The organism is Ottowia caeni, from assembly GCF_050821495.1.
GTDB classification, from domain to species: domain Bacteria; phylum Pseudomonadota; class Gammaproteobacteria; order Burkholderiales; family Burkholderiaceae_C; genus Ottowia; species Ottowia caeni.
The window spans coordinates 3631604-3649067 of sequence record NZ_CP151080.1; the positions used below are offsets into that span (position 1 = coordinate 3631604).

The window sequence follows — 17464 nt, forward strand, 5'->3', positions numbered from 1 at the left end:
GCCAGGTGCCTGAACCTAAGTCAGGCACTGGCATGGTTCCCATGACCAAATGAGAGGGGACGGCCGGCGCAGGCGCCTTTGGGGGCATGTTTCATGTCATGCACTACGCGCCACCAGGATCACACCAACAATGATGACCGCTATGCCCAGCAAGCGCTGCGGCCCCACTGCCTCGCCAAAAAGCCACCAGGCCAGTGCAGCATTCACGATGTAGCCGATCGACAGCATGGGATAAGCCACACTCACTTCCACGCGCGATAGGGCCAAGATCCAGACGACGACGCTCACGACGTAGCAACTGAGCCCGCCGATGATGGGCAAGTTCGTCGCCAGCTGCCCGCCTACGGGGAGCAAATTGGCCGTTGTGAAGCTGAATTCGCCAATCTGGCGAACTCCCGCCTTGAGCAGCAGCTGCGCGGCTGCGTTGAGCAGCACGCCCGCCAGAATCAAACCGAACTCAGCCAGCTTCATGAGGCGCTTCTTTGGGCTTGATGACCACCTTGCGGCGCACGTCTTCGTAGACCACCTGCATGGGCAACTTGCGCGCCAACAGTTCTGCGTAGGTTTCTGGCGGCATCACCGCAACAGCATCAGACGCAGCTGCCCAGCGGTCCACATAACCATCCAGGGTAGGCACCCACAACTCGGGCTGTGCATTCTGCCCAAAAGTGAACTCGTCGCGATAGTCGACCAGCGTGACGGGGCGGCGCAGATAGAAAGGCAGACTCTGGTCGTAGATGCGTATGGCGAACACCGGCGTGTCGGGCGTGACATGCGGTGCCAGGATATCGGCAATGGCCTTGCTGCTGCGCATCTGGTAGGCGTAATGGTTGTGACCCAGCATGACAGTAGACACACCGAATACGCTGGCTATTGAAACCAGCAACATGGCGAGCATCTTGCGCCCGCGGCCCAGGAACCAGAATGCGAAACCACAGGCCAACAGCCCGACGACCGCCGCCATGGCCAACATGTCCAGGAAAGGCCGCACAGCGGAAAGCGGCTGCGTGTTCGACACAAACCATTCCTCGAACGGCCAAACAACCAGCGCCACCAGCCAGAAAGCGGCAGGCGCCACCAGATGCCAGCGCAGGTAGCGCGGATCAACTTTAGACAACCAGTACGCCCCCAGAAGAGCCAGAGCCGGAAACATCGGCAAGATGTACGACGGTAGCTTGGAGCGCGACACGCTGAAGAACACGAATATGAACACCGACCACACCACGAGCACTCGGGCAGGCTGAAAACGCACTGACGCTTCGCGGCGACTCCCCCGCCAGAGCCAGGAGGCCAGCATGGTCGTCCAAGGCAGCGACCCCAGCAGCAAGACGGGTACAAAGTACCAAGGCTCACCAGTGCGCCGGGCTTCGTCAGTCAGAAAGCGCCGGAAATGCTCGCGAACAAAGAAAAAATCGAAAAAATCGGGGTTTTTAAGCGAAACGGCTATGAACCAGGGCGCGGCAAGTCCAAAGTAGATCAGCAGGCCCGAGCCCCAATGCATGCGTCGCCAAAAATCCCACTGGCGCTGCACCAAGGTATAAATGACCAGCGTGGCACCCGGAATCACAATGCCCACCAAGCCTTTTGACAACGTGGCGCCTGCCATGGCCGCCCAGCACACCCACATGGCGTTGCGCCGTTCTCTTGCCGTAGCGCTGTCGTTTTGCGCCACGATGAAGGCGCACAGGCTCAGGGTCTGAAAGAAGGTCAACCCCATGTCGAGCGTCAAGAAGTGGCTGTTGGCGCTGATCCAGGTGGTTCCTGCCGCCAGGAGCGCCGCATAGGCACCGCTCTGTGATCCCCACAGACGCTTGGCCGTGTATCCCACCACGACAATGGTGAGAAATCCACTCATGGCAGGCCAGAAGCGCGCCGCAAACTCGTTGACCCCAAAACCGCCAAGCTGGCTGCGGTAATCCAGTACTGGAAAATAGGCTTCTCAAAATACAGCAGGCCGTTCAGGCGCGGGGTGATCCAGTCGCCGCTTTGCAGCATTTCGAGGCCAATGCTGGCGTACCGACCTTCGTCAGGGCTGAACAACGCGCGCCAGCCCAGCGGCACAAACCATACGAGCGCGAGCAGTATCCAGCATACCCATGCGGTGCGCTTGGCCGAACTGTCCACGGGAAGAGTCGTCATAGGCTGGCGCGCGGCCGAAACCTGGCTGTCAGGGTGCATGAAAAAATAAAGATTTGACCCGCTGGCACTGAGAATGCCGTGGGCGGAGATGAATGATCGCTGCAGCGAATCAGGCAGCTAAAGTCGTACTGTTGATCCTGAAACGCGCCTCACAGTTTACTGATTTTTTGTAACAATTCCGGGGGAACGCGAGTCTCCTGGCTACCTTGGTACGTATTCTTAACTGATCAAGCGGGCCAACAATCCGGCGGTGGATGCATCCAGCCCTGCCGAATCAGCGGAAACCAGCCTCGGCGCCAGATCGCCCGCCAGGGTCTTGCCCAGCTCCACGCCCCATTGATCGAAGCTGTTGATGCCCCACAGCGACCCGCTGCTGAACACGCGGTGCTCATACAAGGCCAGCAACGCACCCAGGCTGGCGGGCTGCACGTGATCGAGCACCAGGAAGGTACTGGGCCTATTGCCAGGAAAATTCCTGTGTCCGCCATCATCCTTCTGACCAATCATGAGCGCGCGCGCCTGCGCCAAGGCATTCGCAAGCAGGGCACGGTGTTGCTCTAGCCTGCCGTGTGCAGGGTCACGCACAGCAATGAACTCAACCGGGACGGCATCAGGGCCTTGGTGCAGCATCTGAAAAAATGCATGCTGGCCGTTACTACCTGCCTCGCCCCATACCACTGGAGAGGTGGGAAACGGCAACGTGCGGCCTTGCGCGTCCACCCCTTTTCCATTGCTTTCCATTTCCAGTTGCTGCAAATAGGCAGGCAGCCGGCGCAAGCCGTGGTGATAAGGTGTCACGCAGCGACTTCCGAAACCCAGAAAGTCTCGCTGCCAGAGATCCAGCAGGGCCAACCTCAATGGGAGGTTCGACTCGAAAGGCGCAGTGGCAAAGTGCTCGTCCATGGCGCGGGCCCCCGCCAGCATGGCGCGAAAACCCGAACTTCCTATGGCGATGGCCAGAGGCAGGCCGATCGCCGACCATAGTGAGTAGCGGCCGCCTACCCAGTCCCATAGACCGAATATCCGGCTGATGCCAAACTGCCTGGCTGCAGTGGCATTACAGGTCACACCCACGAAATGCCGCGCCAGGTCTTTCCCGCCCTGCGCCAGAAACCAATCTCGTGCAGCCTGTGCATTGAGTAGTGTCTCGACGGTCCCGAACGTCTTGGAGGCGACAATGAACAAGGTGTGCGCTGCGCTCAGGCGAAGGAGCAGTTCAGCCATCTCGTGCCCATCGCCATTGGCAACGAAATGCACACGTGGCCCGTTCGTCATACCCACCGTCCGCAGTGCCTGCACCGCCATGCGAGGGCCCAGATCAGACCCGCCGATGCCGATGTTGACCACATCAGTGATGGCGGCGTTGGTACGGACGGCATCGGCAAAATCCAGCATGCGGCTCTGAGCCGCTTCAACCTCGGCAAGGCAATCGTGCCGGGTGCCCCTGGCTTGCGCCAAGCTGGAACTTCGCAACAGGGTGTGCCAGGCAGCACGGTGCTCAGTGGTGTTGACTGATTCTCCAGCGAGCATGGCGTCCCGGTGGGCCTCGAAACCACATTCGCGTGCCAGTTGCAACAGCAACGCCTGGGCACGTGCGTCGATCAAGTTCTTGGAGAAATCGACGAAGACATGCGGCGCATCCTGACTGAAATGGGCGAAGCGCTGCGAATCCTCGGCGAATGCGTCGCGCAGATCGAACACACCAGAGCGAAAGGCCTGGGCATGCTCTTTCAGCAACGGCCATGCGGCCGTCTCGTCGCAACGCGGACGGGTTTGCCAGTTCATGGAACAACTCAAGATATCAGACAGCCTGCATCAACACTTCGAGTTTTTCGGCATCCTGGATGAATGCGCGGATGCCTTCGGCCAGCTTCTCGGTGGCCATGGCATCTTGATTGAGTGCCAGACGGAAAGCCGGCTCATCGAACTGAACAGCGGGACAATCCAGCGACCTGGCTGCCTCGGCATTAAGCGCACGCGAGAGCGGCGCGCTGTTGCCGGCCAGCTGCGCCAAAAGCTCGGGGCTGATGGTGAGCAGGTCACAGCCAGCCAGTGCAGTGATCTGGCCGACGTTGCGAAAGCTCGCGCCCATGACTTCGGTGGCGATACCGTGGCGCTTGTAGTACTCGTAGATGCGGCGCACGGACTGAACACCCGGGTCGTTGACCCCTGACATAGTCGCTTCGTCCCAGGAGGCCCCCGCAGACTTCTTGTGCCAGTCATAAATGCGGCCTACGAATGGCGAAATCAGTTGGACCCCGGCATTTCCACATGCAACTGCCTGACAGAAGCTGAACAGCAGAGTCAGGTTGCAGTGTATGCCGCGCCGCTCCAGACGCTCGGCGGCGCGAATGCCTTCCCAGGTAGCCGCAATCTTGATGAGCACGCGATCCGGCGAGATGCCCGCCGCCATGTACAACTCAATCAATCGCTCAGCGCGGGTATAAGTGGCTTCTTCATCGAATGACAGGCGAGCATCCACCTCGGTGGACACCCGACCAGGAATCATGGAAAGTATCTCGCAGCCAAAGCGCACGAGTAGCCGATCTGTCACTTCGTCCAGCGAACGGCCTCGATAGGTTGCCACCGCTTCTTTTAGCAGCGGTGCGTACTCTGCCTTCTGAACCGCCTTGAGGATCAGGGAAGGGTTGGTGGTGGCGTCCTGCGGGTGAAATTGGGCCAGCTGCATGAAGTCGCCCGTATCGGCAACCACGGTGGTGAACTGTTTGAGCGCGTCTAGCTGATTCATATGTTCGATTATCGGTGAGACGCTGCCCACACTTGTATCTTGCATTTAGGGTGTCTCGACAAGAGGGCGAATCTAGAGCAGAAGCCCGAGATGCGGGCCATGAACGAAACGCCTGCGGCCGGTCATACGCCAGCCCACGAGGAGATTTTGAACAGGCGCTTAGCCTATATCCGGTCTTCTTCCACGGCGTGGCACGCCACCTGGATTCCCCGCAACGGCAGAAGTATGGGCCGCTCGACACGGCACCGCTCGTTGACATGTGGGCAGCGGGGGTGAAACGCACAACCATTTGGCGGATTGAGCGGATTAGGAACTTCACCTTGGACCGGCGTACGTGACCGACCCGTGTCGTGCATCTTGGGAATCGCATCCAGCAACATGCGGGTGTAAGGATGTTGCGGCGTAGAAAATAGTTGCTGGGTACGCGCCAACTCGACTATACGGCCCAGGTACATCACGCCGACCATGTCGCTCACGTGGCGCACGACGGCCAGATTGTGCGAGATAAACAGATAGGTAAGTTCCCGCTCACGCTGCAGGTTCTTCATGATGTTGAGCACCTGGGCCTGCACGCTCACATCGAGTGCGGAAGTCGGCTCGTCGCACACCAGGAATTCGGGCGCGGTGGCCAGCGCCCGGGCAATTGATATGCGTTGTCGCTGGCCACCCGAGAACTGGTGTGGGTACTTTTCCATATCGGAGGCAGACAGCCCCACCGAATGCAGAAGTTCAGCCACCCTTTCGCCGAGCTCCTTCCTTCCGGTAATCAGCGCATGCTCCCTGAGTGGCTCGCCCACAATGTCTTCCACAATCCAGCGCGGATTCAGGCTGGCATAGGGATCCTGGAAGATCATCTGGATGCGCCTGCGCAGAGCACGTCCTTCCGCTCCGGCCTTGAAAACAACGTGAGCATTTTGACCATCAAAGTGGAAGCTGCCTCGTGTGGGCTCATACAGGCCCACCAGCAGGCGCGCGACGGTGCTCTTGCCACAGCCTGATTCGCCAACGAGCGCAAGTGTCTGCCCTTTCTCGATGTCAAAAGACACCTCGTCCACGGCACGGAGCATCTGGCGGGGCTTTCCCTCCAGCACCCTGTTGAGCAATGGAGGTGAAACATCGAAGGTTCGCGCCAGATCATAAGCTTGCACCAACGGCACGCGTTGAGGCGCGTCCCTGACAGCCAGAGCTTCGCGAACCTCTGTATATATGTTGTTCTGTTGAGAGTTCATCACTCAGCCACCGATTCTTTCGCATGCAGCCAGCAAGCCGCCTGTGTAGCACCAGCCGGCATCAAGTCAGGCCGCTCGACGCGACAGCGCTCGAACACATGACGGCAACGAGGATTGAAGGCGCAACCGCTTGGAATGGCATTGAGCCGAGGCATGGCGCCGTCGATCTGGTCAAGCTGATCTCGTGACTCGGTAATATCTGGGATGGCCGCCATCAAGCCCACGGTATAGGGATGCGCAGGATGATTGATGACCTCATGCACGGGGCCGATCTCCGCGATGCGCCCGGCATACATTACCGCCACGCGATCGCAGGTCTCGGCAATGACTCCCATGTCGTGGGTGATCAGCATTACCGCCGCGCCATAATCTTTGCAGACGCGCTTAAGCAAGCTGATGATCTGGGCCTGAATGGACACATCCAGCGCGGTGGTCGGCTCATCTGCCACGATCAGTTTGGGTTCCGCCGCAAGAGCCAGTGCGATCACCACGCGTTGACGCATGCCGCCCGAAAACTGATGAGGGTATTGATCGATCCTCTGCTCGGCGGCGGGGATGCCCGTCGCCTTCAGAAGGTCAATGGCACGCTGGCGAGCCTCATGCCGATTGATCGGCAAATGGGTCTGAATGGTTTCAACAAGTTGCCGCCCAATGGAATAAAGCGGGTTCAGTGAAGTCAGGGGGTCCTGAAAAATGGCACCGATCTTTCGCCCCCGAATGTGGCGCATGGCTTCGTGTGGCAGGTTGTCGATGCGCTGCCCCTCAAGCAAGATCTGCCCGCTGGCAATGCGGCCCGGCGGCTCCAGCAGACCAATAATGGAAGCCCCCGTGAGTGATTTTCCGGCTCCGGATTCACCCACCACCCCCAAAATCTCACCCGGCGCGATGTCAAAGGACACGTTGTCCAGCGCCGTCAGCGTACCGCGGCGGCCCGGAAACTCAACGACAAGATTTCTGACTTCAAGCAGCATGGTTAGAGTCTTAGCGCAAACGGGGGTTCAAGGCGTCCCGGAACCAATCTCCGAGCAGGTTCACCGAAAGCGCAATTAAGACGAGCATCAGGCCTGGAAATATGGTGATCCACCATTCGCCGGAAAACAGATAGTCATTTCCCACACGGATCAATGTTCCGAGCGAGGGCGAAGTCGGCGGCACGCCCACCCCCAGGAACGAAAGCGTTGCCTCGGTGATGATGGCCGTGGCCACCTGAATGGTGGCCAGCACCATGACTGGTCCGGTCACGTTGGGCAGGATATGGCGCACCATGATGCGCAAAGGCGTTACCCCCGTCACGCGCGCGGCCTGCACGTATTCCTTGCTGCGCTCAACCATCGTACTGGCACGCACCGTGCGTGCGTACTGCACCCAACCGTTGCTGCCAGCAAAGGCAATGGCGAGGATAAGCACCCCGAAAGCCGTAGTTTCGTTGGCATCAGGGTACAAGGCGCGCGCCACGCCAGCGATCAGCAACGCCACCAGAATGGCGGGAAACGATGAGACGACGTCACAGAGCCTCATCAGGCTGGCATCGATCCACCCTCCTACCCCGCCGGAAAGCAGGCCTACGCTCACCCCGATCAGCAGAGACAAGGCCACTGCGGCCAACCCCACGATCAACGATATGCGTGTGCCGTACATAAGCGCTGAAAGTATGTCTCGCCCCTGATCGTCGGTTCCCAGTAAGTACTTGACGCTTCCGCCCTCCTCCCACGCTGGCGGAAGGCGCGCATCACTGAGGACCAAGGTGGTCAGATCGAATGGATTGTGCGGCGCCACCCACCCCGCGAAAAGAGCGCAAAAAATGCAGGTAAAGGCGATGATGGCTGCAACGATAGCAGTGGGCGAGTGACGAAAGCTGTAACCTACGTCGCTATCCCACCAGCGAGAAAAGCTGGAGATCATCAGGCTGCGGCCCCCTTACCGACGTTCAAATACGCGGTGGCAACGCACCGCTGCCATCTGCCCTGAGGACTGCAGGCAGACGCCAGAAAAGTTTGATGACATTGGTTAAAAAACATTTTTGGCAATACAGTTCGACCCAAAACGGCTTTCTGTTTCAACCTGGAAACTCCTAGTGTCCGCCCGGGTTGGTCAGATGCAGGCGTGGATCGACGGCCGCATAAAGCAGATCCACTATCAGGTTGATGACGACGAATATGAGCGCTATTAAGCACAAATAAGCGGCCATGACGGGCACGTCGGCGAATGTGACGGCCTGGATGAATAGCAAGCCCATGCCAGGCCACTGGAATACCGTCTCCGTGATGATGGCAAATGCAATCAACCCGCCCAATTGCAAACCAGTAATGGTCATCACGGGAACCAGCGTGTTCTTGAGGGCATGGCCAAAATAGATGGCCCGGTCAGTCAACCCCCGCGCGCGTGCGAACTTGATGTAGTCGGTGCGCAATACTTCGAGCATTTCGGCACGCACCAGCCGCATGATGAGCGTCAGCTGAAAAATCGCCAGCGTGATGGCCGGCAGGATCATGTGAAGCCACCCGTCGACCGTGAAGAGGCCCGAGCTCCACCACCCGAAATCCACGGTTTCACCGCGGCCAAAGCTGGGCAGCCAGCCGAGCCAGACGGAGAACACCAGGATCAGCAAGATACCGATGAGGAAAGTAGGCAGCGACACGCCCAACAGCGAGACGGTCATGAACACCTGGCTCAGAAAGCTTCCGCGCCGCAAGGCCGCGTAAACCCCCATGGGGATACCCACCACCAAAGCCAGCAAGGCCGCTACCAGTGCGAGCTCAAAAGTAGCCGGAAAGCGCTCAGCGAGCAGTCGCGATACTTTGGCGCCCTGGCGCAGGCTAAGCCCGAATTCGCCCTGCGCAGCGTTCACCAGAAAGTGCCAGAACTGCACAAAAAATGGCTGATCCAGCCCCAGATCCGCCCGCAACTGGCGAATTTGCTCTGGAGTGGCCTCCTGCCCCAGCAGAAAGACGACCGGATCGCCCACGTACTGAAACAGCAAGAATGAAATAAAGGCCACCGAGACCATCACGATGACGGCCTGTATCAGACGGCGAAGAATGAATGCACTCATGGTGATCTATAAAGCATGACTGCCATGCTAGCAGAGCATGTCGCGCTCCGATCCGAGGGTTTGCGTGAATGCGAAGAACGAAAACTTCAGAATTAGATTCGACGCACCAACAAAAAAACCGCCCGAAGGCGGTTTTTTTAATCATGTGTTGCCACTGGAAGCCGCTTGTGCAGCGGCTTCAGGAGACAACGTCAAGATCAGAAGTTGTGGCGAACGCCCAGACCGTAGTTGTTGCCACCGTCCAGACGCAGACCTGCCACGTACACGAAGGTACGCTTGGACAGTGCGTATTTGCCTTCCAGCAGGAAGTTGGTGTACTTCTTGCCAGCGTCGTTCTTGCGATCGCGAGCGATGTCAGCGGTCACGGTGAAGGCGCCGAAGTTGGCGGTACCACCGATGGTGAAGCCTTCACGGTTCACGCCAGCGCGGCGAGCGGTGTAGGAAGCAGCCACGGCGAAGGTGCCGAAGTTGTACTTACCACCCAGAGCCCAGTTGGCTTTGTCGCCACGGACTTGGTTAGCAGACAGGCCAGCGGCGATGGGGCCGTTCTTGTAAACCAGGTTACCGTCCCACTTGGCGTTGCCACCGTTGTCGGCTTTGGCAATGTAGCCCAGCTCAGCGCTGAAGCCACCCAAGCCAGCAGGAGTTGCGTAGCTGAACTGGCTGCTGTTACGAGCACCAGCACCGCCGTAGCCGAAGGTGTTACCCACGACAGAGTAGTTAGCTGTACCGGTCAGTTCCCAGGCAGCAGCGCCGTAGAATGAAGGGGTCAGAGTACGGCCCATTTTGAAGGTACCCCAGTTGCCACCCACCCACATGTTTGCAGCGCGGCCCCAGAAACCAGCGCCAGCAGTGGCAGTGCTGCCATCTTCTAGAGACAGACCAGTTTCGAAGTTGAAGCCAGCTTTCAGGCCGCCACCGAGGTCTTCAACGCCACGGACGCCCAGACGCGAACCACCGTTATTCAAAGTGGAAGAGCTGCCCATTTGGGTGCTTTGACCGTTGAGCTTGACGACGCCGGCATCAGCCACGCCGTACAGGGTCACGGAAGATTGAGCCATCGCGGCACCGGAGGCAGCCAGCACTGCCAGGGCAATCAGAGATTTTTTCATTGCAAGTTCTCCAAGGTTAAACATAGGGCGCCGGTGCGAAGGGTCCGTCTGCGATTCCCGCCGGTTCCCCGGGCCAACCTCCCCTTTTGGGAAGTTGTTGCTATTGCACCAGACCTGCCAGCAACTTGCAAAGGCTTCGGCAATGAATCACGCTTACCCGGCCCGTTTCGTTGCATTGAGACAACACGAGCCCGCCGCCCGTGGGTTACCTACAACAAATGTAACAAGAGGAGAGCTGCCAATGAGTGGCTGGCGCACCAACTTCAGGATCTGCGATCCACCAAGTTTTACGCCAGCCCCAAATCACTCAACTAGGCGTTGGAATCAGAAGTTGTGACGGACGCCAATGCCATAGTTGTTGGTGCTATCCACACGCAGGCCCGCCACATATACAAAGGTACGCTTGGACAGTGCATACTTACCTTCAAGCAGGAAGTTGGTGTACTTCTTGCCAGAAACATTCTTGGTGTCGCGTGCGATGTCGGCGGTTACGCTAAAGGCGCCAAACTTGGCCGTACCGCCGACGCTGAAGCCGCGACGCAACTGGTGCGCATCGTTATAGGACGCGGCCAGGACAAACGATCCGAAGTTGTACTTGGCACCCAGGGAGTAACCGGTCTTTTCGTCCTTTTGCTTATTGGCTGCGAAGGCGGCAGTAATCGGCCCGTTGGCATAGATCAGATTCAGATCCCACTTGGCGCGATCAGCGTTGTCAGCCTTGGTGACATACCCTAGTTCGGCGCTGAAGCCTCCCAGACCACCAGGCGTCTTGTAGCTGAACTGACTGTTATTGCGCGAGCCCGAGCCAGCGTAGTTATAAGTATTAGCCACTACCGAATAGTTGGCCCCGCCAGTCAGCTCCCAGGCAGCCACACCGTTGTAGCTAGGCGTGGAAGCACGGCCCATCTTGAACGTACCCCAGGTACCACCCAGCGAGAGGTTGGCCTGGCGAGCCCAGAATGCGGAGGTAGTGGAAGCGCCACTATCCATATCCAGGCCGGATTCAAAGTTGAAACTCATCTTCAGGCCGCCACCCAGATCCTCAACGCCGCGCACACCGATGCGGCTGTCTCCGTTGTTCATCTTGCTGCCGCTGATGAACTCGGTTTGGTTGGATGCATCATTGCCGGGCGATCTACCGGACGAACCCAGCTCAATTTTGCCAATACCGGCGTCTGCCACCCCATACAAGGTCACGGAAGATTGAGCCATGGCAGCGCCGGATGCAGCCAAAGCGGCCAAGACAAGCAGGGATTTTTTCATTGCGGGTTCTCCAAGGTTGAACGTTCGAACTGGGCGCCGGGGGGCAATTCGGATCCATGCCACTGCTGCCCGGGCCAACCTCCACTTGATCGGGAAGCTGCGGTCTATTGCACCAATTCACGGTGACAGATCAACGACATCACCATATGGAAATAAGGATATTCCCTCGAATGTCGCCTTATAACAACAAAACACGAGCCACCATAGGCTTACCATTGCCATCATGAATTTCACTGATCGCCTGCTTTCTGCCGCAGACAGCGGCCTTCGCACACTTTTTGCCACACCTCGTGCTGCCCGACCGAATCCGGCTACCTCTACCCCGCAGGAGCCCGTTGAACTCACCCCGGAAGAGCAACGCCTTTCAGGCGCGCTGATGCGTGTGAACCACGTAGGTGAGGTGTGTGCGCAAGCGCTCTACACTTCTCAGGCGCTGACCACGCGAAACAACGCTTTGCGTTCCCAGCTTGAAGCAGCCGCCCGAGAAGAAACCGATCACTTGGCATGGACCAGTGAGCGCCTTCGTCAACTGGGCGATCGCCCATCCCTCCTCAATCCGCTCTGGTATGCCGGCGCGTTTGGTATTGGCCTGATCGCCGGAAAGGTCGGAGGAGACGCCTTGAGCCTAGGCTTTGTGGTTGAAACTGAGCGACAGGTGGAGGCTCATTTGGCCAGCCACATGGATCGACTGCCCGCCCAGGACTCAGCTTCACGGGCGATCGTTGCGCAAATGAAGGAAGACGAGTCCCACCATGCCGACGCCGCATTGCTCGCAGGAGGAATACCATTGCCAGCGCCTGTGCGCGGGGTGATGCGACTGGCCGCCAAGGTGATGACGGGAACTGCGCACTATATATAACTGGCTAACCCCCAGCCGACTGCAACCGGCACAAGATGGAAGAAACCTTCAGGATGCCTCTACCAGCTCGAATGAGGTCGTGATCTCGGCGGTCTTGCCCAGCATGATGGTCGCTGAGCAGTATTTGTCATGACTCATGGCGATGGCCCTCTCCACTGCCTGCGCAGACACGCCGCGGCCGGTGACGGTAAAGTGCATGTGAATGCGCGTGAACACCTTGGGATCGGTATCGGCACGCTCACTGGTGAGCTTGACGGAACAGCCGCGCACATCGTGGCGGCCACGCCGCAAGATGAGCACCACGTCGTACGCCGTACAACCTCCAGCGCCGGCCAGCACGGTTTCCATGGGGCGCGGGGCCAGGTTCAGACCTCCGTTTTCAGGCTTGGCGGCATCAGGTGCGCCATCCATGACCAATACGTGTCCAGACCCGGTTTCCGCGACGAAACCCATGCTCGAACGCGTACCAGCCACGCCCGTCCAACTTACTGTGCATTCCATTTGCTACTTGATTTTTGTGCGAATGATCTGCGTAGCGTAGCGGATTTGGTACACATGACTGCCTCGAATCTAAAAAAACGCGCATTTTCTGGCGATCGAGTGCTGCAATGCAACAAAGGACTCGCCAAAGAGCGAGCTTTTCGCTACACTACGACTTATGCAAGCAGGGTTTTCCCTGCAATGGTTGTCTCCTCCACCCCTTAAACGGTGGATTCAAGCCCCGGTGTCGCAAGGCCTCGGGGCTTTTTTTGCTTTTCGAGATCCTGTGCAGCAAGACCAGTTGCAGCAGCCTCAAGAGCACCGGTGGGCGCGCATATGATCGCCCTCATCCAAGGATTGTCATGACATCACCTACCTCACAGGCTGCCCCATCGCCGAGCCTGACCACAACCGACTATCTCAAGCAAGTGTTAACGGCGCGGGTTTATGACGTCGCCATTGAGTCCAATCTGGACCCTGCGCGCACCCTCAGCCGCCGCCTGCACAACAAGGTTCTCCTGAAGCGAGAAGATCAGCAGCCTGTGTTTTCCTTCAAGCTGCGTGGCGCCTACAACAAGATGGCTCACTTGACGCCAGAGCAGCTCAAGAACGGCGTTATCTGCGCCTCCGCCGGCAACCACGCACAAGGCATGGCCCTTGCCGCACACCGAATGGGGTCGCGCGCCGTCATCGTCATGCCCGTGACCACGCCGCAGGTCAAGGTGGACGCCGTCAAGGCTTTGGGCGGTGAAGTCGTGCTGGCCGGCGAGAGCTACTCGGACGCCTACGATCATGCTGTCAAGCTACAGGGCGAGCAAGGTCTGACCTTCGTCCATCCTTTTGATGATCCGCTGGTGATCGCCGGACAGGGCACCATTGCCATGGAAATCCTGCGCCAGCATCAGGGCCCCCTTGATGCGGTGTTTGTCGCCATTGGCGGCGGCGGCCTTATCAGCGGCGTAGCGAGCTACATCAAGGCGGTGCGCCCCGAGATCAAGGTGATTGGCGTGCAAATGTCTGACTCCGATGCCATGGCGCAATCGGTGGCAGCCGGCAAGCGGGTCGCGCTGGACGATGTCGGCCTGTTTTCGGACGGCACGGCGGTGAAGCTGGTTGGAGAAGAAACGTTCCGTGTTGCACGGGAACTGGTGGACGATTTCATCCGTGTCGATACCGACGCCGTATGCGCCGCGATCAAGGATGTGTTCATCGACACCCGCAGCATCGTGGAGCCTTCCGGTGCAATGGCCGTGGCCGCCATCAAGCAGTACGTGGCTACGCACAAGACCCGGGGTGAGACGTACGCGGCCATTCTTTCCGGTGCCAACATGAACTTCGACCGCCTGCGCTATGTGGCAGAGCGCGCCGGGGTGGGCGAGGAGCGCGAGGCATTGTTCGCAGTGACGATTCCCGAGGAACGTGGCAGCTTCCGCCGCTTCTGCGAAGGCATTGGCCAGTTGCCTGGGGGCACGCGCAACGTGACCGAGTTCAACTACCGTATCAGCGACGCCGCAACAGACGGCGAAGCCCATGTATTTGTTGGCCTGACCACGCACGGCAAGGGTGAATCCCCACGCATCGCCGCCGCGTTTGAGCGCCAAGGCTTCCCCACCCTGGATCTGACGCAGGACGAACTGGCCAAAGAACACGTGCGCTACATGATTGGCGGTCACTCGCGCCTGGCGCAGGATGAGCGCCTGCTGCGTTTCGTGTTCCCCGAGCGGCCGGGTTCGCTCATGAAATTCCTGAGCTTCATGCGCCCCAACTGGAACATCTCGCTCTTCCATTACCGCAACCAGGGTGCGGACTACGCACAAATTCTGGTGGGCATGCAGGTGCCACACAGCGATGACGAGGCGTTTCAACGCTTTCTGAATGAGCTGGGGTACCCGTGGGTGGAAGAAACGGCCAACCCGGCGTATCGACTGTTCCTGAAATAAGGCACTGACATAAGGCGCTGACGCGCCCACTCAGCAGGAATGCCTCAGCCCCCAGAACCCATGGGCAATGCGGACGGCAACGACCTCACAGGAGTAATGGAAGACGGCGTCGCGGGTGCAACAGACTGTGACCGCTCTGCAAGTGCAGGCATGTTCAGAGTCACTTCCCGGGTGCCGCTAAAAATCACGACCGAGCGCGGTGATACAGATTTGACTGCCCACCCGCTTTCGACCTCGGCTCCCACGCGAAACGGCTTGGCAGGCTTGTCCCCCACTGCGATCAGAGCCGCGCCTTGGGCACCGCGTGTGACGACGCCGCGCAAGGCAAGGCGGTTGGTCACGTCGGGCGCAGCGGTTGGTGCCGCATTGCCGGACACCACGGCACCCAGGGCACGCGCCACCGCTTGCGTGTCGACGGTCACCGCACGGGCGCTGCCTGCGGCTGGCGGCACCGCACCGCTGCGCGCACCGCTGGCCTGCATGCCCCAATAGATCGCGCTGCCAACAGCCAGCGCCCAGATCGCCAGCGTGACCACGCCCACAGCCAGCCAAGGGGAAGCCCAGTTAGATTTCATCGCCAAGTTGCGGCTAGTGGTGTCATGATTGACCCATTATCATTGATCTGCTTTGCATTTTTGTGCTGCCTTCTCCATGACATTTTCCCGCCCTCTCCTGGCCCGCGTGCGTCGTGCCGCCGGTTTTACCTTGATCGAGCTGATGGTTGTGCTGGTCATCATCGGCGTGCTTGCCGCATTGATCGTACCCAACGTGCTCGACCGCACCGATGATGCACGCGCCACCGCCGCACGCACTGATGTACACAACATCATGCAGGCGCTGAAACTCTACAAGCTCGACAATCAGCGCTTTCCCACGGCGGAGCAAGGCCTGCAAGCGCTCATTGCCCGCCCTACCGCGTCGCCTCAGCCTGGTAACTGGAGGCCCTACCTTGAGAAGCTGCCCAACGACCCGTGGGGCCGGCCCTACCAGTACCTCAACCCCGGCGTGCAGGGTGAAGTCGATGTCATGAGCTTCGGTGCCGACGGCCAAAGTGGTGGCGACGGCAAGAATGCCGACATCGGCAGCTGGCAATAAGCCTTCCATGGACACCCCGGCGCGCGATGGTGTCGCCGCCTCTGCGGTGCGCGGTTTCACGTTGATTGAGCTGATGGTGGTGATCGCCGTCATCGCCATCGGGTCCGCCGCAGCCAGTCTGGCGATTCGCGACAGCGCCGCAGACGCACTCGCGCGCGATGGTGAAAGACTGGCCGCTCTGCTGGAGGCTGCCCGGTCGCGCTCTCGCGCCGCTGGTGTCCCAGTGCGTTGGCGCCCCACGGAAACAGGTTTTATTTTCGAAGGCCTTCCGCCGAGCACTGCACCGCTACCCACGCGCTGGCTGGATGCGCAGACACTTGCCATTGGCAACGCACCGCTGCTGCTGGGGCCTGATCCGGTGATCGGCGCACAGGCCGTGTATATCCGCCGCGCAGGCGCCAGCCAGCCCGTGATAAGCATTGCCACGGACGGCTTGCGGCCCTTCTCCGTTACGACGGTGACGCCATGAGCAAGCCCATTTCCAAGTCCGACAGCCTCCTTGGTTTCACACTCGTTGAGGTGCTCGTAGCCTTGGCCATTACTGCGATTGCGCTGGTGGCCGGCCTGAAAGCCACTGCAGCACTCACTAGCAATTCCGAGCGCCAGGGCCATGCGCTGCTGGCACAGATCTGCGCTGAAAACCAGCTCACCGCGCTAAGGCTGGCACGCCAGCTACCAGGCGTGGGCGACAGCACGCTTGAGTGCGTGCAAGCCAATCTGGCGTTGGAGGTGCACATGAGAATCCGCCCCACGCCGAACCCCAATTTTCGTCGGGTTGACGCCTCCGTGAGCGATGCGGGGGTTTCCATCTTGCGGCTTTCGACCGTGATCGGACGAAACTGATGCAAGCCAACATCTCAAGGTCTGGCCATCACTTGGGCTTCACGCTGATAGAAGTGCTGGTGGCCCTGTCGATCATGGCGCTGATGGCGCTGATGACTTGGCGCGGCATTGACGGCATGGCGCGCGCCCAGGAAGCCACTCGCCAATACACCGATGATGTGCTGGCTCTGCAGGCCGGGCTGGGCCAATGGCGGGCCGACCTGGACGCCATGATGGTCTGGCAGCAGGCAGTCAACACAACCAACCCCTCCTCCAACAGCTCCCCCGTTCCTCAGGAAGTCAACCGAAGTTTGACATGGGATGGCAACACGCTTCGCATCACTCGCCTGACGGCAGAGGACGCGGCCGCTGGTGTTCGAGTGGTCGCATGGACACGCCGCGCAAGCACTGGCCAGTGGCTTCGCTGGCAGTCGCCCCCCTCCAGACGACGCAAGCATGGGAGGCCGCCTGGAATGCGGCGGCTCGCTGGGGGGAGGCCTCATCGCTGGAAGGAGCACCCGCAGGAGGAGCGCAGGAGACAGCCATCGTGGCTGCGGTCGATTGGCAGTTGTACTATTTTAGAAACAACGCCTGGACGAACCCGCTCTCCAGCGGATCGGAAGGCGCTAACGCCACCAGCACGAGGCCGGACGGCATTCGACTCATGATCACTCTGGCGCAAGGACAGGCCATGGCGGGGGCCCTGGAAGTTGACTGGGTACGA

General features: G+C 59.4%; 19 protein-coding genes. 6 read left to right on the plus strand and 13 right to left on the minus strand.

The features are described 5' to 3' along the window. Positions 1–96: 96 nt before the first annotated feature. The 11 genes from AAAK34_RS17140 to AAAK34_RS17190 form a co-directional block, all read right to left on the minus strand. A complete protein-coding gene (locus AAAK34_RS17140; protein WP_231697876.1) occupies positions 97–471 on the minus strand; it encodes an SMR family transporter in 375 nt (124 codons plus the stop codon). Further along, a complete protein-coding gene (locus tag AAAK34_RS17145; protein ID WP_431777502.1) occupies positions 458–1855 on the minus strand; it encodes a phospholipid carrier-dependent glycosyltransferase in 1398 nt (465 codons plus the stop codon). The genes AAAK34_RS17140 and AAAK34_RS17145 overlap by 14 nt, the downstream gene beginning before the upstream one ends. After that, the gene (locus AAAK34_RS17150; protein WP_431777503.1) at positions 1852–2178 is read right to left on the minus strand and encodes a hypothetical protein; all 327 of its coding nucleotides are present in this window, start codon (positions 2176–2178) and stop codon (positions 1852–1854) included. The genes AAAK34_RS17145 and AAAK34_RS17150 overlap by 4 nt, the downstream gene beginning before the upstream one ends. A 180-nt stretch (positions 2179–2358) precedes the next feature. Then, entirely contained in the window at positions 2359–3924 is a 1566-nt protein-coding gene (gene pgi / locus AAAK34_RS17155) for a glucose-6-phosphate isomerase (RefSeq protein ID WP_231697878.1), read from the minus strand. A gap of 16 nt (positions 3925–3940) precedes the next feature. Further along, positions 3941–4888, minus strand: coding sequence for a transaldolase (tal, locus tag AAAK34_RS17160; RefSeq protein WP_231697879.1), 948 nt, complete (start codon positions 4886–4888; stop codon positions 3941–3943). Between the two features lie 164 nt (positions 4889–5052). Next, positions 5053–6117, minus strand: a complete 1065-nt coding sequence (locus AAAK34_RS17165) for an oligopeptide/dipeptide ABC transporter ATP-binding protein (RefSeq protein WP_231697880.1) — start codon at positions 6115–6117, stop codon at positions 5053–5055. Further along, a complete protein-coding gene (locus AAAK34_RS17170) occupies positions 6117–7088 on the minus strand; it encodes an ABC transporter ATP-binding protein (protein ID WP_231697881.1) in 972 nt (323 codons plus the stop codon). The genes AAAK34_RS17165 and AAAK34_RS17170 overlap by 1 nt, the downstream gene beginning before the upstream one ends. A 10-nt stretch (positions 7089–7098) precedes the next feature. After that, a complete protein-coding gene (locus tag AAAK34_RS17175) occupies positions 7099–8019 on the minus strand; it encodes an ABC transporter permease (protein ID WP_231697882.1) in 921 nt (306 codons plus the stop codon). Between the two features lie 169 nt (positions 8020–8188). Then, positions 8189–9169, minus strand: coding sequence for an ABC transporter permease (locus tag AAAK34_RS17180; RefSeq protein ID WP_231697883.1), 981 nt, complete (start codon positions 9167–9169; stop codon positions 8189–8191). 197 nt (positions 9170–9366) lie between these two features. Then, a complete protein-coding gene (locus AAAK34_RS17185; protein WP_231697884.1) occupies positions 9367–10281 on the minus strand; it encodes a porin in 915 nt (304 codons plus the stop codon). A gap of 324 nt (positions 10282–10605) precedes the next feature. After that, positions 10606–11544, minus strand: a complete 939-nt coding sequence (locus tag AAAK34_RS17190) for a porin (RefSeq protein ID WP_231697885.1) — start codon at positions 11542–11544, stop codon at positions 10606–10608. 223 nt (positions 11545–11767) lie between these two features. Here AAAK34_RS17190 and coq7 point away from each other — a divergent pair, with 223 nt between their 5' ends. Then, positions 11768–12403 (plus strand): 2-polyprenyl-3-methyl-6-methoxy-1,4-benzoquinone monooxygenase, encoded by a 636-nt coding sequence (gene coq7, locus AAAK34_RS17195; RefSeq protein ID WP_231697886.1) that lies wholly within the window; start codon positions 11768–11770, stop codon positions 12401–12403. Between the two features lie 48 nt (positions 12404–12451). On the opposite strand, the gene AAAK34_RS17200 is transcribed toward coq7, so the two are convergent. After that, positions 12452–12904, minus strand: a complete 453-nt coding sequence (locus tag AAAK34_RS17200; protein WP_231697887.1) for an OsmC family protein — start codon at positions 12902–12904, stop codon at positions 12452–12454. Between the two features lie 341 nt (positions 12905–13245). Here AAAK34_RS17200 and ilvA point away from each other — a divergent pair, with 341 nt between their 5' ends. Then, positions 13246–14823 (plus strand): threonine ammonia-lyase, biosynthetic, encoded by a 1578-nt coding sequence (gene ilvA, locus AAAK34_RS17205; protein ID WP_231697888.1) that lies wholly within the window; start codon positions 13246–13248, stop codon positions 14821–14823. 44 nt (positions 14824–14867) lie between these two features. Here ilvA and AAAK34_RS17210 read toward each other — a convergent pair whose 3' ends face one another. After that, the gene (locus AAAK34_RS17210) at positions 14868–15398 is read right to left on the minus strand and encodes a type II secretion system protein N (protein WP_231697889.1); all 531 of its coding nucleotides are present in this window, start codon (positions 15396–15398) and stop codon (positions 14868–14870) included. Between the two features lie 76 nt (positions 15399–15474). On the opposite strand from AAAK34_RS17210, the gene gspG reads away from it, so the two are divergent. From gspG to AAAK34_RS17230, 4 genes are read left to right on the plus strand one after another with little or no spacing between them, the layout of a single operon-like run. Beyond that, positions 15475–15918, plus strand: coding sequence for a type II secretion system major pseudopilin GspG (gspG, locus tag AAAK34_RS17215; RefSeq protein ID WP_231697890.1), 444 nt, complete (start codon positions 15475–15477; stop codon positions 15916–15918). Continuing rightward, a complete protein-coding gene (locus AAAK34_RS17220) occupies positions 15893–16387 on the plus strand; it encodes a pilus assembly FimT family protein (RefSeq protein ID WP_431777504.1) in 495 nt (164 codons plus the stop codon). The genes gspG and AAAK34_RS17220 overlap by 26 nt, the downstream gene beginning before the upstream one ends. Beyond that, entirely contained in the window at positions 16384–16761 is a 378-nt protein-coding gene (gene gspI / locus AAAK34_RS17225; protein WP_231697892.1) for a type II secretion system minor pseudopilin GspI, read from the plus strand. Before AAAK34_RS17220 ends, gspI begins: the two co-directional genes overlap by 4 nt. Continuing rightward, a complete protein-coding gene (locus AAAK34_RS17230; protein WP_431777505.1) occupies positions 16761–17408 on the plus strand; it encodes a PulJ/GspJ family protein in 648 nt (215 codons plus the stop codon). Before gspI ends, AAAK34_RS17230 begins: the two co-directional genes overlap by 1 nt. The last annotated feature ends 56 nt before the right edge of the window (positions 17409–17464 follow it).